The organism is Mesorhizobium sp. WSM4307 (assembly GCF_007003945.1).
Lineage (GTDB): Bacteria > Pseudomonadota > Alphaproteobacteria > Rhizobiales > Rhizobiaceae > Mesorhizobium.
The window spans coordinates 353,052-366,441 of record NZ_VFTB01000002.1; the positions used below are offsets into that span (position 1 = coordinate 353,052).

Here is a 13,390-nt window from a genome sequence, read left to right on the forward strand (position 1 = left end):
TCGGACCTGCATACGAGAGCCCATGTAGGCCGGCCTGGCCGCGCGCCCGCACGTCACTGGCTCATCGCCGGGCAACGTGCGATCTCGGAGCTTTTTGGCGCGGACGGTGCTCAGACCATCCTGGCGATCGCCATGCACAGCACCGTGACCACCAGCAGCCACGCAGCGATCCGTTCGCCCAGGGCCATTCTGGCCCGCAATTGCGTTTCGATTTCCGCATTGGCGCCGGCAAGCCGCCGGCTGGGCGCCCTGACCATGGCGCCGAGCACGCCGGCGGCGGCGAAAGCGGCCAGGATACCCAGCCCAAGCACCATTTCCATCGAGCCGAAATAGGCGCCATGGAAGAAATACCACAGCAGCGCCCCGGTCAGGAAAACCATGCCGGCCGCGCCCATCTGCGGCTGGATGAAGCGTTCCGCCTTGATCTCTGGATCGCGGGCAAGCGTGATGGTGGTGCCGGCCCAGAACACCCCTGCCATGACGTGAAGACCGATGACGACGATGTAGACATATTGCATGACGGCTCTCTTCCCATCTGCAGGATATCTAACAATTAGATATCTAACAGTTAGATGTCAATGTATAAAGCGGGAGTCAGTTCCATCTGGGAAAAACACCGTCTAGTGTCCGGCAATGACGCCCTTTGAACGCCCGCCAATCGGCATGAACCTTGGCCGCACCGCAAAACTTGTCGCCCAGGCCTTCGACGCCGCTTTGGTCGAAGCGGGCGGCACCTTGCCGGTCTGGCTCACGCTGCTGTCGGTCAAGTCGAGCGCGCTCGCCAATCAGCGCGAACTTGCCGGCATGATCGGCATCCAGGGGGCGACGCTGACCCACCACCTCAATGCGATGGAAGCGCAGGGCCTGCTGACGCGCCGCCGCGATCCCGTCAACCGCCGGGTCCATCTGGTCGAACTGACGGAAGCGGGAGAAGCGCTGTTCGAGACGTTGCGGCAGGCCGCGCTTGCCTTCGACAGGCGGCTTCGCACAGGGCTGCCCGACGAGCGCCTGGCGGAGTTTGCGCAGGTACTGGCGGCGCTACGCGACAATGTCGAAAGCTAGGAATACCGAACCATCGGCTCAGTTGTCATAATTCGGGATCGCTCCGAAGGCGTAATGGCGCAGCTTCAGCGCGGTGACCAGGTCGGTAAGCTTCGTCTTGCCGTCAAAGCCGTCCTGGAACATCTCGTCATGCATCAAGAGGATCAGCCTGCCGGGCTTGTCGAAGTGGCCATAGCCGAACAGATGATCGATCTCGCTGACCAGATGATCGACGCTCTGCACCGGCTCGCCGTTGTCCTTGTGCACCCATTCATGATCCCAGCCATACAGATAGAAGCCGGAAGCGGCGACGAACTCGTAGTCGGGGTCCTCGCGGCCGGCTTGCGCGGGTCCGAGCGAGTTGTCGTCCTTTGACATAGAGGGCAGCCGGAACACATCGCGCCCCGGCAGTCGTGCATGCACCGCAGGCTTCAGGCCCAGCACGGCATTCGCCATGAGCATGTCTGCAACGACCCCTTCCGTATCGCCATAGAAGTGCCGGTAGTGATTATAGGCGTGGCTGTAGCTGTGGTTGCCGATCGTCACCAGCGGCATCGCCTTGGCGCGCCGCACCAGCGCCTTGGTGGACGCACTGGCCTCGGCATGCATGCCGACCATGAACAGTGTTGCCGGAACCTGCTGTGCCTGCAGCACGTCGAGGATGTTGCTGGTGCCGTTCAGCGGGCCGTCGTCGAAGGTGAGATAGATGATGCGGTCCGCCCCATGGGCCGGCAGCGCGGACATCAGAATGGCCGCCAGGACAAACTGAAAGAATGTCATAAGCTCCAGCGATCCGGTTGCACTTGCCGCAGGCCGCCATTTCGGCGGCTGGTTGTCAAGGCGGGCAGTTACGCCAGGCTGCCCTGCAAGACCCGCAGTTTCGCCTTCTTCGGCATGCGGGCGGTCAGCCATTCCAGCGCCTTGTCCTGCGGCATCGGAAAGGCGATGGAATAGCCCTGTACCTGGTCGCAGCCGATCGCCATCAGCGAGTCGAGTTCGGCCTCGGTTTCAGCACCCTCGGCGACGATGGAGATGCCCAGCCCCCGGGCAAGCTCGGTGATGGCGCGCACGATCTTCGAGTTGTCGCCGTTCTCATGGATGTTCTGGACGAAGCGGCGATCGATCTTGAGCCGGTCGATCTCATTGGGATTGACGTGGCTGAGCGACGCATAGCCGGTGCCGAAATCATCGAGTTCCAGGTGGACCCCGGCTGCCCTGATGTGACGCAGTTTCGCCGCGATGCCTGTCTTCTCATCGTCGAGAATGACGGATTCGACGATTTCCAGCGACAGTTTCTGCGGCGGCAGTCCGGCCTTTTCCAGCGTCTCGAACAGAAACGCATCGAAATCGTGCTCGCGCAGCTCGGTGCCCGAGACATTGACGGCAAGCCGTCCGAAGGCAATCCCGGCGCGGTTCCATTCGGCGGCTTCGTTGATCGCCTTGCTGATGACGATGCGGCCGATCTCCGGCATGAAGCCGCATTTCTCGGCGACCGGAATGAATTCGCCCGGCGAGATCATGCCGCGCTCGTGATGGTTCCATCGCACCAGGGCCTCGATGCCGCTGATCGTGCCGTCGGTCAAGGAAACCTGCGGCTGGAAATAAACCTGGAATGCCCGCTCGGAGATGGCGACCTTGATGTCGTGTTCGAGCTGCTTGCGGTAGTCGAGCTCGCGGCGCAACTCCTCCGAGAAGAACGAGAAGTTGCCGCCGCCCATTTTCTTGGCGGAGTATAGCGCCAGATCGGCATGGACGAGCAGGTCCTGCGCGTTGTCGGCGTCGATCGGATAGACGGCGATGCCGCCGCTGGCGCCCGGAAGGATGGTGGTGCCCTGGAAGACGATCGGTTCGTTGATATGCGCCAGGATGCGCCGCGCCAGCATGTTGATGTCCTCGGTGCTGCCCGCTCCGTTGAGGATCATCACGAATTCGTCACCACCGAGCCGCGCGCACAGATCCGACGCCCGGCAGGAATCGCGCATGCGCTGGGCTGTGACGACCAGGACATAGTCGCCGGCGGCGTGGCCGAGCGTATCGTTGATCTGCTTGAAGCGGTCGAGGTCGAGCTGGACCACCGCCAGCCGTTCGCGCCGGCGGTGCGCGCCCTTGATCAGCGTGTCGAAATGATCGGTCAGGAAGGTGCGGTTGTGCAGGCCGGTCAGGCCGTCATGGACCGCGATGAAGGCCATCGAATTGCGCGCATCGACCAGTTCACGCGTCTTGCGCAGGATCGTGTTGGACATCGGCCTGAAGATGAACAGCGCCACCAGCAGGATGACGCCGAGGGTGGCGTAGAACAATGTGCGGTGGAGCGCGAGCAGCTTTTCGGAGCGCTCGTCGGCATCGGCGCTGATGCGCTGTCCGAGCGCGGCATAGCCCGACAAGGTGGCGTTGGCGACCGAGGCATCGAGGTTGACGCGTTCTGCGCTGCCTTTGTAGCCGTCATTGTCGAGATTGAGTTGCGATTCAAGGGCTGAGATCAGGCGGTCGCCATTGGCGATCAGCCCGACCGAGAAATAATCGAGATGGAAGGGTTTGGCGAAAAGCACGCTCTCGATCGACTTCGCATCGAACTTGGCCGGCGATTGCGGATCCGCACCGGTCTGCTCGAGCAGCAGATCGTAATTGGTCTCGAACTCGGCGGTGGCCTGCTTCAGTGCGCTGACCAATGCCGGCCGCTTGTCGCGCGAGGCGGCACCGGTTGCACCGGCCAGGAAGACGATGCGCTGCGACAAGGTCTTCTGCGTGCCGACAATGTCGAGCAAGGTGTTGTTGTGCTGCTGCGTGGCCATCGTCTGCTGCAGCAAGACGAAGGACGCCGCCACCATGGCCGCAATGATCAGCAGCGCCAGCCAATAGCCGGCCTTGATCAGCAATATGAGCTTGCCTGAAACGGTTTGCACCGGCTGCTGCGACATGTTCGGGGGCGGCCCTTTTGCCAACGGATTCCTGTATGACCACCATTGAGCCGCAAACGTTAACAGGACTGGAAACCGACAGCCTGACGGCAAGGGGAAGATGCGGAAAGATCGCGAAATGGTTATCGGCTCCTTTCGCCGCCGGCCCGCATTTGAACATTGGTTGGCGCGAGTGTTCCCAACTGGTGGCCTGGGCTGCACCCGTGCGTCTCATCCGATGCTGCCCGGCCACCCCATCCGGTCGCTTTTGCGATGGATTTTTTGCGCGGGCCGGACGACAGTCTGGCCACGTCAAACGAGGCCCGATCATGACCGCAGCATTTCTCTCCCATATCGACAGCGAGCTTGCCGGGCTCAAATCGGCCGGCCTCTACAAGTCCGAGCGGGTGATATCCTCGATGCAGTCGGCCCAGATCGAGGTCGGCGGCGAGAAAGTGCTGAACTTCTGCGCCAACAACTATCTCGGCCTCGCCGATAGCGCCGATCTGCGAAAGGCGGCCGCGCAGGCTCTGGATCGCTATGGCTACGGTATGGCGTCGGTGCGCTTCATCTGCGGCACGCAGGAGGAACACAAGGAGCTCGAAGCGACGATCTCATCCTTCCTTGGCCTGGAAGACACCATCCTCTATGGCTCCTGCTTCGACGCCAATGGTGGCTTGTTCGAGACGCTGCTTGGCGAGGAAGACGCGATCATCTCGGATGCGCTGAACCATGCCTCGATCATCGATGGCGTCCGGCTGTCGAAGGCCAAGCGTTTCCGTTATGCCAACAACGACATGGCCGATCTCGAGGCGCGGCTGAAGGAAGCCAGGGATTGCCGCTTCAGGCTGATCGCCACCGATGGCGTGTTTTCGATGGACGGCATCATCGCCAACCTGAAGGGCGTCTGCGACCTCGCCGACAAATACGATGCGATGGTCATGGTCGACGACAGCCATGCTGTCGGCTTCGTCGGCAGACAAGGCCGCGGCTCGGCCGAGCATTGCGGCGTCGAGGGCAGGGTGGACATCATCACCGGCACGCTGGGCAAGGCGCTCGGCGGCGCTTCGGGCGGCTACACCTCGGGCAAGAGGCAAGTGGTCGACTGGCTGCGCCAGCGCTCGCGACCCTATCTGTTCTCCAACACGCTGATGCCGGCGATCGCCGGCGCCTCGATCAAGGTGTTCGAGCTGATCCGCAATGGCGACGCCTTGCGCGAGCGCCTCTATGCCAATGCGGCGCGGTTCAGGTCGCAGATGGGCAAACTCGGCTTCACGCTCGCCGGGGCCGACCATCCTATCATTCCGGTGATGCTGGGCGATGCGACGCTGGCGCAGGAGATGGCGGCGCGCATGCTGAAGCGCGGCATCTATGTCATCGGCTTTTCCTTCCCGGTGGTGCCGAAGGGCCAGGCGCGTATCCGCACGCAGATGTCGGCGGCGCATTCCAGTGCCGATATCGACAGGGCGGTCGAGGCCTTCGGCGCGGTCGGCAGGGAGCTGGGCGTGATTTCGTGAGCGGCCAGCGCCGAAAAGCGATTCCGGATCAAGAGATTCAAGGGACAAAAGAATGTCGAACATGATGAAGGCGCTGGTAAAGGCCAAGGCCGAACCAGGCATCTGGATGGAAGAGGTGCCGGTGCCGGAGATCGGCCCCAACGACGTGCTGATCAAAGTGAAGAAGACGGCGATCTGCGGCACCGACGTGCATATCTACAATTGGGACCAGTGGGCACAGAAGACAGTGCCGGTGCCGATGGTGACCGGCCATGAGTTTGTCGGCACGGTGGCGGATTTCGGCGCCGCGGTCACCGAATACAAGGTCGGCCAGCGCGTCTCGGGCGAGGGCCACATCGTCTGCGGCCACTGCCGCAACTGCCGCGCGGGGCGAGGGCATCTGTGCCGCAACACGCTCGGCGTCGGCGTCAATCGTCCCGGCGCCTTCGGCGAATATCTGGCGATCCCGCAGCACAATGTCGTGCCGATCCCCGACGACGTGCCGGACGAGATCGCGGCGATCTTCGACCCTCTGGGCAATGCGGTGCATACGGCACTGTCCTTCGATCTTGTCGGCGAGGACGTGCTGGTCACCGGCGCGGGGCCGATCGGCATCATGGGCGCGCTCGTCGCCCAATGCGTGGGCGCGCGAAAAGTGGTCATCACCGACATCAACCCGGTACGGCTGGCGCTGGCGGAAAAGCTCGGCGTCCAGCATGTAGTCGACGCCTCGAAGGAAAAGCTGCGCGACGTCATGCCGGCGCTCGGCATGACCGAGGGCTTTGATGTCGGCCTGGAAATGTCGGGCGCCGCCCCGGCCTTCCGCGACATGATCGACACCATGAACAATGGCGGCAAGATCGCCATTCTCGGAATCGCGCCGACCGGCTTCGAGATCGACTGGAACAAGGTCATCTTCAAGATGTTGCATCTCAAAGGCATCTATGGCCGCGAAATGTTCGAGACCTGGTACAAGATGATCGCGCTGGTCCAGGGGCCGCTCGACGTGACTGGCCTGATCACCCACCGCATCGGCATTGACGATTTCCAGACGGGTTTCGATGCGATGCGGAGCGGCAGTTCGGGCAAGGTGGTGATGGACTGGTGAGACGTATCGATTAGAGACGTCGAGTTCCTTCGCTGTCCCGTCAGCCTAACAGCTACTTTCCTTCAAGGCCCCCTCCAGGGCGGCCACTCCGCTGACAATCGCAGCCCGCTCCTGGTGGCTCAGCCTAGCCAGTAGTTCCCTTTCAAACGCTATCGCCAGCGGCACCATTTCGCGATAGGCCGCAAGCCCCGCTTTGGTCAGTGTCAGATGCTCGACCCGGCGGTCGTTTTCATCAGGCGTCCGCGTCAGCCAGCGCCGCCGTTCGAGTTCGGCGACAGCGCGCGACACCTTGGTCTTGTGCATGGCCGACTGTTCGCCGAGCTCGGTCGCCGTCATCGTGCCGCGCTGGCCGAGGCCTGAAAGCGTGCGCCATTCCGGTCGCGTCAGGCCGTGGCGATCCCGGTAAATCCTGGAGAATTCGCGGCTGACGGCATCGGCAAGCCGGTAGAGACGGTAGGGCAGGAAGCTTTCCAGCTCGAGAATGTCGGGTTCCATGACGTGCCGTGGCCGTTGATAGTTACATTTTCGATGGTTACAAATGAAACCAGTTTGGTCAATTGAGATCCATTCCGGGAGGAAGCAATGGCCTTTTCCTACATGCCGGGCTTCGGCAACGACTTCGAAACCGAGACTTTGCCCGGCTCATTGCCGCAAGGCCGGAACTCGCCGCAACGGCCGGCCTACGGCCTCTATGCCGAGCAGCTTTCCGGTTCGCCCTTCACCGCTCCCCGCGGCACCAATGAGCGCTCCTGGCTCTACCGCATCCGGCCGAGCGTTAAGCACACCGGCCGTTTCAAGGCGGCGACCTATCCCCTGTGGAAGACAGCGCCGAATGTCGGCGACCACGAACTGGCGCTCGGCCAGTACCGCTGGAATCCGGTGCCGATGCCGAAGGAACCAACCGATTTCATTCAGGGCATGCGCAGCATTACCACGGCAGGCGACGTGCTCGGGCAGACCGGCATGGCGGCCCACGTCTATGTCGCCAACACATCGATGGTAGATGATCATTTCTTCAACGCCGATGGCGAGTTGCTGGTTGTCCCGCAGGTCGGTGCCTTGCGTCTGGTCACCGAAATGGGTGTCATCGAGCTTCGGCCCGGCGAGATCGCCGTGCTGCCGCGCGGGCTCGTCTTCAAGGTCGAACTGGTCGATGCTGAAGTGCGCGGCTATGTCTGCGAAAACTACGGCGCCAAGCTGACCTTGCCCGACCGCGGCCCGATCGGCGCCAATTGCCTGGCCAACCCGCGCGACTTCAAGACGCCCTGCGCCTGGTTCGAGGAGAAGGAAACGCCGTGCCGGCTGATCGTGAAATGGTGCGGCAATTTCCACGTCACCGAGATCGGCCATTCGCCGCTCGACGTCGTCGCCTGGCATGGCAACTACGCGCCCTACAAATATGATCTGGCGACGTTTTCGCCGGTCGGCGCCATCCTGTTCGATCACCCCGATCCATCGATCTTCACCGTGCTGACGGCGCCGAGCGGCGAGGAAGGCACCGCCAACATCGACTTCGTCATCTTCCCGCCGCGTTGGCTGGTGGCGGAAGATACGTTCCGTCCGCCCTGGTATCACCGCAACATCATGAGCGAGTTCATGGGGCTGATCCACGGCCAGTACGATGCCAAGGAGGAAGGCTTCGTTCCGGGCGGCATCAGCCTGCACAATCTGATGCTGGCCCATGGCCCGGATGCGCCTGGCTTCGAAAAGGCCTCGCGCGCGGAGTTGAAACCGGTCAAGCTCGACAACACAATGGCCTTCATGTTCGAGACACGTTTCCCGCAGATGCTGACCCGCTACGGCGCCGAACTGGAAACCCGGCAGGACAATTACATCGACTGCTGGGCCGACTTGAAGAAGCGCTTCAATGGCACGCCCGAGGGCGACTGGTCTTGAGCGGCAAGCCAATGCCGGACCGGCTGGTGCTGCTGGGCTCGAAGGGCGGCCCGGCGCTGCGGCCGGGCGGACCGTGGCCGAGCTCATCGCTGCTTGAGATCAGTGGGCGGACCATCGTCGTCGATTGCGGGCTCGGCGTGACGCGCGGTCTGGTCGATGCCGGGATCAGCCTTAAGGCGCTCGACTTGATCTTCATCACCCATCTGCATTCCGACCACGTGCTGGAACTCGGGCCGCTGGTCCACACCGCCTGGACGGCGGGACTGGCGACACCGGTCAACGTGTTCGGCCCGCCCGGCACCGGCCATTACTGGCGGCGCTTCTGTCAGGCGATGGAGTTCGATATCGAAATCCGCATCGTCGATGAGGGCCGGCCTGATATTCGCGAACTGGTTTCGGTCAGCGAATTCGCCGAGGGCCATGTGCTCGACCAACTCGGCCTGAAGGTTTCAGCGCTTCGCGTCGATCATCCGCCGGTGACTGACTGTTTTGCCCTGCGCTTCGACCAAGGCGGCAAAAGCGTGGTGTTCTCCGCCGATACGGCTTTCTTCCCACCGCTCGCCGATTTCGCCAAGGATGCCGACATTCTCGTCCATGAAGCCATGCTGGAGGAGGGCATCGAGCGGCTGGTTGCCAGAACGGGTAATGGCGCTCGGCTCAAGGAACATCTGCTCGCCAGCCACAGCTTTGCCGGGGAGGCAGGGCGCATCGCCAGCGATGCCGGCGTGAAGAGGCTGGTGCTCAACCACCTCATTCCCGCCGACGACCCCGAGATCGTCGAGGCCGATTGGCTTGCTGCTGTCAGGAAAACATGGGCCGGCGACTTGACGATCGCCCGCGACGGCCTTGTTGTGGCGCTAGCATGATCCCGAAAAGTGGAAACCGGTTTTCGCTGGAGATCATGCGCAAGACAAAGAAACTAAGCAGTGTGAAAGCTGCACAAGGAGAGGAAACCGCATGAAGCTTGCCACATTGAAGGACGGGACGCGCGACGGGAAACTCGTCGTCGTCTCGCGCGACCTGACACAGTACACCGATGCCTCGTTCCTGGCGCGCACGCTGCAGGCGGCGCTCGACGATTGGCGCAGGGTCTCGCCGCATCTCGGCACAATAGCGGAATCGCTGGAGAACAATGCCGTGCCGTCCGCCCGCTTTCACGAGCACGACGCGCATTCGCCGCTGCCGCGCGCCTATCAATGGGCTGACGGGTCCGCCTATGTGAACCATGTCGAACTGGTGCGCAAAGCGCGCGGCGTCGAGATGCCGGTGAGTTTCTGGACCGATCCGCTGATCTACCAGGGTGGCTCGGACTCCTTCATTGCGCCGCGCGACCCGATCCGCATGGCCGACGAAGCCTTCGGCATCGACATGGAGGCGGAAGTCGCCGTCATCGTCGACGACGTGCCGATGGGCGCTAGCCTCGAAGAGGCGCGCGCCGCGATCCGGCTGGTCATGCTGGTCAACGATGTCACGTTGCGCGCGCTCACCGGCCCGGAACTGGCCAAGGGATTTGGCTTTTTCCAATCAAAACCGTCCTCGGCTTTTTCGCCGGTCGCGGTGACGCCGGACGAACTGGGCGATGCCTGGGACGGCGGCAAGGTCAGCCTGCCGTTGCTTGCCGACCTCAACGGCAAGCCCTTCGGCCGCGCCAATGCCGGCGTTGACATGACCTTCGATTTTCCGGCGCTGATTGTGCATGCCGCCCGCACAAGGCCGCTGGCGGCAGGCACCATCATCGGCTCGGGCACCGTCTCCAACAAACTCGACGGCGGTCCGGGCAAGCCTGTCTCGGCCGGCGGGGCCGGTTATTCCTGCATCGCCGAACTGCGCATGATCGAGACCATTGCGTCAGGCGAGCCCAAGACTCCGTTCCTGCGCTTTGGCGACACCGTGCGCATCGAGATGAAGGACAGTACGGGCCATTCGATCTTCGGCGCCATCGAGCAGAAGGTCGAGAAATACCAGGGATAGGGGATACGGAGGTTTCAGCGGTGAATCTTCTGGATCATCTGCGCCGCATGGCCGGCAACAATCTGTGGTCGAACGACCGGCTCTATCGCGCCGTGCTCGCGCTCAAGCCGGGTGAGTTCGAGGCCGAACGGACCAGCTTTTTCCCGTCGATCAAGGCAACGCTCAACCACATCCTCGCGGTCGATTATCTCTATCTCGATTTTCTCGAAGAGGGCGGCGTCGGCGCCGCGGCCCATGATGATTTTGCGCCCTTCGACGAACCGCAGCCGCTGTTTGCCGCTCAGGTGGCCGCGGACCGGCGGCTGATCGCCTTCTGCGATGGCCTGTCGGAAGCCGATCTCGATCGCCGTGTCGTCACCGACCGGCGCGAGGACGGCATGATCCCTGAAAGGATCGGCGACATCCTCGCCCATGTCTTCCTGCACGACATCCACCACCGCGGCCAGGCGCACGCCATGCTGTCCGGCACATCGGTTGTGCCACCGCAACTGGACGAGTTTTTGCTCGATTATGATTTGAAGCTGAGGAAGGCGGAGGTTGAGCGGCTGGGACTTTAGTCGCCAATTTTCGTCTTAAATAGTCGGCCCATCAACAGCTGAACTGGTGCCGATGCGCGGCAGAAGGCACGCCCTCACCGGAGGCGGGAGGAGACGCGCTACCGGCTTGCCGCGTCGGGTGATCACGATCTCCTCGCCGGCCTTCGCGCGCCTCACGAGTTCCGGCAGTCTAGCCCTGGCTTCGGTTATGGAGACGTTCTCGGCTCGACCTCTTATGATCGGAAATTAAATCAAAGCCGATCGAGCCGCAAACGAGCTTGAGATTTCAGGCCGCCTTGCCATCCACCTTGATCACGCCGCGCTTGATCTGGTCCTGCTCGATCGATTCGAACAAAGCGCGGAAATTGCCTTCGCCAAAACCTTCGTCGCCCTTCCTCTGGATGAATTCGAAGAAGATCGGGCCGATCACGGTTTTGGAAAAGATCTGCAGCAGGATCTTGGTCATGCCGCCATCGACCACACCTTCGCCGTCGATCAGGATGCCGTGTTTCTTCATCCGCTCGATCGGCTCGTCATGGCCGTTCACCCTGGCATAGGACATATCGTAATAGGTCTCCGGCGGGCCTGGCATGAATTTCAGCCCGTTGGCGGCCAGCTTGTCGGTGGCGGCATAGATCTCGTCGGTGCCGACCGCAATGTGCTGTATGCCCTCGCCATTGTACTTCTTCAGATACTCGGCGATCTGGCTGGTCTCGTCCTTGGATTCGTTGAGCGGAATGCGGATCTTGCCGCAGGGCGAGGTGATGGCGCGGCTGACCAGGCCGGTGATCTTGCCGTCAATGTCGAAGAAATGGATCTGCTTGAAGCCGAACAGTTCGCGGTAGAAATCCCACCACTTGTCCATCTGGCCGCGATAGACATTGTGGGTCAGGTGGTCGAGATAATAGAAGCCTACGCCTTGCGGCCGCGGATCGCGCGCGCCGAGCCATTCGAATTCGGCGTCGTAAGCCGAGCCCTTCTTGCCATAGGCGTCGATGAAATAGAGCAGCGAGCCGCCAATGCCGACGATTGCCGGCACGTCGAGCGCCTTATCGGCGCCTTCGTAAGGCGTGGCGCCCTTCGAGACGGCATGATCGAAGGCGTGCTTGGCATCGACCACGCGCCAAGCCATCGAGGCGGCACACGGGCCGTGCTTGTCGGCGAACTTCATCGCATGCGAGCCGGGCTCGGCATTGACGACATAGTTGATGTCACCCTGGCGCCAGACGGTGATGTCCTTGCTGCGATGCCTGGCCACCGCCACATAGCCCATGCGGGTGAACAGTTCGGCGAGCTTTTCCGGCTCCGGATGCGCGAACTCGACGAACTCGAAACCGTCGGTGCCGGCGGGGTTGTCCTTGCTGATTTTGGCGGGCGGGGCGTCGTGCGGGAAGGGACCCATGGCATTCCTCCAAAGCTGGCTTGGCCTGAAAAGACCATTTGAAGCCATCATAGCGCGGAGCCGGCGCATGGTGCTTGCATTCAAACGCTTGAAATGATGATGTCATGCGTGAAGCATGCATGTTGAGAGACAAAACCATGGATGAGACGCGCATTGACCAATTTGACCGCAAGATAATGGCGTTGCTGCAGGGCGATGCGCGGTTGACCAACAACGATCTCTCGGAGCGGGTAAATCTGTCGGCCTCGCAATGCTCGCGCCGCCGCCAGCGCCTCGAAGAGGACGGCTACATCAGGGGTTATCGGGCAGTCCTCGACCGCGACAAGCTCGGCTTCTCGCTGGTAAACGTCATCTCGGTGACCCTGGCCACCCACAACCGCGATAATGCGCGACGCTTCGGCGAACTGGTGGCTCGGCTGCCTGAAGTGCAGGAGGCGCACGCGCTGACCGGCGAGATGGACTACATCCTGAAGGTGGTGACACCCGACCTGAAATCGCTGTCGGAGTTCGTCAACGGCGTGCTCTTGCCGCACGAATCCGTGCAGCATGTGAAGACGGCGATCGTGCTGGAGACGCTGAAGGAGACCGGCGCGCTGCCGATTTAGCCTTTCGACTGCTGGATCAGCCCGTAAAGGTTGGTGCAACGTGCGCCGGAACGGCAATAGGCAAACACCGGGCCTTCCAGTTCGTGCAGGGCCTCGGCCTGGTCCTCGACATTCTCTGCCGTGATCTGGCCGCTGATGACAGGAATGTAGCGGAAAGCGAGACCGGCGGCTTCGACCGCCGATCCGATGCTTTTGGCCGAAGGCTGGCCGGGCTGCTCGTCATCCGGCCGGTTGCAGATGACGGCCTTGAAACCGGCTTCCTTGATGGCGGCGACATCTTCGGGCTGGATCTGGCCAGAGACCGAATAGTCGTCGCTGATTTCACGGTATTCCATCGCAGCATCCTCGCAATCTGATTTGCGGGGAGTCTTGCCACTCCCCGACGTAGCCGGCAATCCGCCCGCGGAAATCGTTCTGCAGAGATAGACGTTTCCGGCG

15 protein-coding genes are annotated in these 13,390 nt (G+C 62.1%); 8 read left to right on the forward strand and 7 right to left on the reverse strand.

All coding sequences use genetic code 11. The features are described 5' to 3' along the window. Positions 1–110: 110 nt before the first annotated feature. A complete protein-coding gene (locus FJV83_RS05350) occupies positions 111–518 on the reverse strand; it encodes a hypothetical protein (protein ID WP_142884794.1) in 408 nt (135 codons plus the stop codon). Positions 519–633: 115 nt separating this feature from the next. Between FJV83_RS05350 and FJV83_RS05355 the strand changes: the two genes are divergently transcribed. Next, on the forward strand, positions 634–1,062 hold the full coding sequence (locus FJV83_RS05355) for a MarR family winged helix-turn-helix transcriptional regulator (RefSeq protein WP_095770513.1): 429 nt from the start codon (positions 634–636) through the stop codon (positions 1,060–1,062). An 18-nt stretch (positions 1,063–1,080) separates the two neighbouring features. Here FJV83_RS05355 and FJV83_RS05360 read toward each other — a convergent pair whose 3' ends face one another. Next, entirely contained in the window at positions 1,081–1,821 is a 741-nt protein-coding gene (locus FJV83_RS05360; RefSeq protein ID WP_142884793.1) for a polysaccharide deacetylase family protein, read from the reverse strand. 68 nt (positions 1,822–1,889) lie between these two features. Next, positions 1,890–3,959, reverse strand: a complete 2,070-nt coding sequence (locus tag FJV83_RS05365) for an EAL domain-containing protein (protein WP_142884792.1) — start codon at positions 3,957–3,959, stop codon at positions 1,890–1,892. A gap of 308 nt (positions 3,960–4,267) precedes the next feature. Between FJV83_RS05365 and FJV83_RS05370 the strand changes: the two genes are divergently transcribed. Continuing rightward, a complete protein-coding gene (locus tag FJV83_RS05370; RefSeq protein ID WP_095770510.1) occupies positions 4,268–5,455 on the forward strand; it encodes a glycine C-acetyltransferase in 1,188 nt (395 codons plus the stop codon). Between the two features lie 52 nt (positions 5,456–5,507). Next, positions 5,508–6,542 (forward strand): L-threonine 3-dehydrogenase, encoded by a 1,035-nt coding sequence (gene tdh / locus FJV83_RS05375; protein ID WP_142884791.1) that lies wholly within the window; start codon positions 5,508–5,510, stop codon positions 6,540–6,542. A gap of 45 nt (positions 6,543–6,587) precedes the next feature. Here the strand turns inward: tdh and FJV83_RS05380 are convergent, their stop codons facing one another. Then, positions 6,588–7,037, reverse strand: coding sequence for a MarR family transcriptional regulator (locus tag FJV83_RS05380; RefSeq protein WP_095770508.1), 450 nt, complete (start codon positions 7,035–7,037; stop codon positions 6,588–6,590). Positions 7,038–7,124: 87 nt separating this feature from the next. On the opposite strand from FJV83_RS05380, the gene hmgA reads away from it, so the two are divergent. From hmgA to FJV83_RS05400, 4 genes are all read left to right on the forward strand, one after another. Further along, positions 7,125–8,438 (forward strand): homogentisate 1,2-dioxygenase, encoded by a 1,314-nt coding sequence (gene hmgA / locus FJV83_RS05385; RefSeq protein WP_142884790.1) that lies wholly within the window; start codon positions 7,125–7,127, stop codon positions 8,436–8,438. Positions 8,439–8,449: 11 nt separating this feature from the next. Beyond that, a complete protein-coding gene (locus FJV83_RS05390; RefSeq protein ID WP_185973296.1) occupies positions 8,450–9,304 on the forward strand; it encodes an MBL fold metallo-hydrolase in 855 nt (284 codons plus the stop codon). 91 nt (positions 9,305–9,395) lie between these two features. Continuing rightward, positions 9,396–10,409 (forward strand): fumarylacetoacetate hydrolase family protein, encoded by a 1,014-nt coding sequence (locus tag FJV83_RS05395; RefSeq protein ID WP_142884788.1) that lies wholly within the window; start codon positions 9,396–9,398, stop codon positions 10,407–10,409. Between the two features lie 20 nt (positions 10,410–10,429). Then, positions 10,430–10,966 carry a DinB family protein gene (locus FJV83_RS05400; RefSeq protein WP_142884787.1) on the forward strand — a complete coding sequence of 179 codons (537 nt, stop codon included), beginning with the start codon at positions 10,430–10,432 and terminating at the stop codon, positions 10,964–10,966. Positions 10,967–10,981: 15 nt separating this feature from the next. Here the strand turns inward: FJV83_RS05400 and FJV83_RS05405 are convergent, their stop codons facing one another. Next, complete coding sequence (locus tag FJV83_RS05405) at positions 10,982–11,185, reverse strand: type II toxin-antitoxin system prevent-host-death family antitoxin (protein ID WP_348629130.1); 204 nt, start codon at positions 11,183–11,185, stop codon at positions 10,982–10,984. Between the two features lie 46 nt (positions 11,186–11,231). Then, entirely contained in the window at positions 11,232–12,347 is a 1,116-nt protein-coding gene (gene hppD / locus FJV83_RS05410; RefSeq protein WP_142884786.1) for a 4-hydroxyphenylpyruvate dioxygenase, read from the reverse strand. A gap of 137 nt (positions 12,348–12,484) precedes the next feature. Here hppD and FJV83_RS05415 point away from each other — a divergent pair, with 137 nt between their 5' ends. Further along, positions 12,485–12,952 (forward strand): Lrp/AsnC family transcriptional regulator, encoded by a 468-nt coding sequence (locus FJV83_RS05415; protein WP_027027888.1) that lies wholly within the window; start codon positions 12,485–12,487, stop codon positions 12,950–12,952. On the opposite strand, the gene FJV83_RS05420 is transcribed toward FJV83_RS05415, so the two are convergent. Then, on the reverse strand, positions 12,949–13,287 hold the full coding sequence (locus FJV83_RS05420) for a TIGR01244 family sulfur transferase (RefSeq protein ID WP_142884785.1): 339 nt from the start codon (positions 13,285–13,287) through the stop codon (positions 12,949–12,951). The genes FJV83_RS05415 and FJV83_RS05420 overlap by 4 nt on opposite strands. Positions 13,288–13,390 lie beyond the last annotated feature (103 nt).

What these genes read in the sequence shown, in the direction of transcription:
- FJV83_RS05350 (WP_142884794.1), bottom strand. Translation starts at nt 518, where the DNA reads ATGCAATATGTCTACATCGTCGTCATCGGTCTTCACGTCATGGCAGGG.
- FJV83_RS05355 (WP_095770513.1), top strand. Translation starts at nt 634, where the DNA reads ATGACGCCCTTTGAACGCCCGCCAATCGGCATGAACCTTGGCCGCACC.
- FJV83_RS05360 (WP_142884793.1), bottom strand. Translation starts at nt 1,821, where the DNA reads ATGACATTCTTTCAGTTTGTCCTGGCGGCCATTCTGATGTCCGCGCTG.
- FJV83_RS05365 (WP_142884792.1), bottom strand. Translation starts at nt 3,959, where the DNA reads ATGTCGCAGCAGCCGGTGCAAACCGTTTCAGGCAAGCTCATATTGCTG.
- FJV83_RS05370 (WP_095770510.1), top strand. Translation starts at nt 4,268, where the DNA reads ATGACCGCAGCATTTCTCTCCCATATCGACAGCGAGCTTGCCGGGCTC.
- tdh (WP_142884791.1), top strand. Translation starts at nt 5,508, where the DNA reads ATGTCGAACATGATGAAGGCGCTGGTAAAGGCCAAGGCCGAACCAGGC.
- FJV83_RS05380 (WP_095770508.1), bottom strand. Translation starts at nt 7,037, where the DNA reads ATGGAACCCGACATTCTCGAGCTGGAAAGCTTCCTGCCCTACCGTCTC.
- hmgA (WP_142884790.1), top strand. Translation starts at nt 7,125, where the DNA reads ATGGCCTTTTCCTACATGCCGGGCTTCGGCAACGACTTCGAAACCGAG.
- FJV83_RS05390 (WP_185973296.1), top strand. Translation starts at nt 8,450, where the DNA reads ATGCCGGACCGGCTGGTGCTGCTGGGCTCGAAGGGCGGCCCGGCGCTG.
- FJV83_RS05395 (WP_142884788.1), top strand. Translation starts at nt 9,396, where the DNA reads ATGAAGCTTGCCACATTGAAGGACGGGACGCGCGACGGGAAACTCGTC.
- hppD (WP_142884786.1), bottom strand. Translation starts at nt 12,347, where the DNA reads ATGGGTCCCTTCCCGCACGACGCCCCGCCCGCCAAAATCAGCAAGGAC.
- FJV83_RS05415 (WP_027027888.1), top strand. Translation starts at nt 12,485, where the DNA reads ATGGATGAGACGCGCATTGACCAATTTGACCGCAAGATAATGGCGTTG.
- FJV83_RS05420 (WP_142884785.1), bottom strand. Translation starts at nt 13,287, where the DNA reads ATGGAATACCGTGAAATCAGCGACGACTATTCGGTCTCTGGCCAGATC.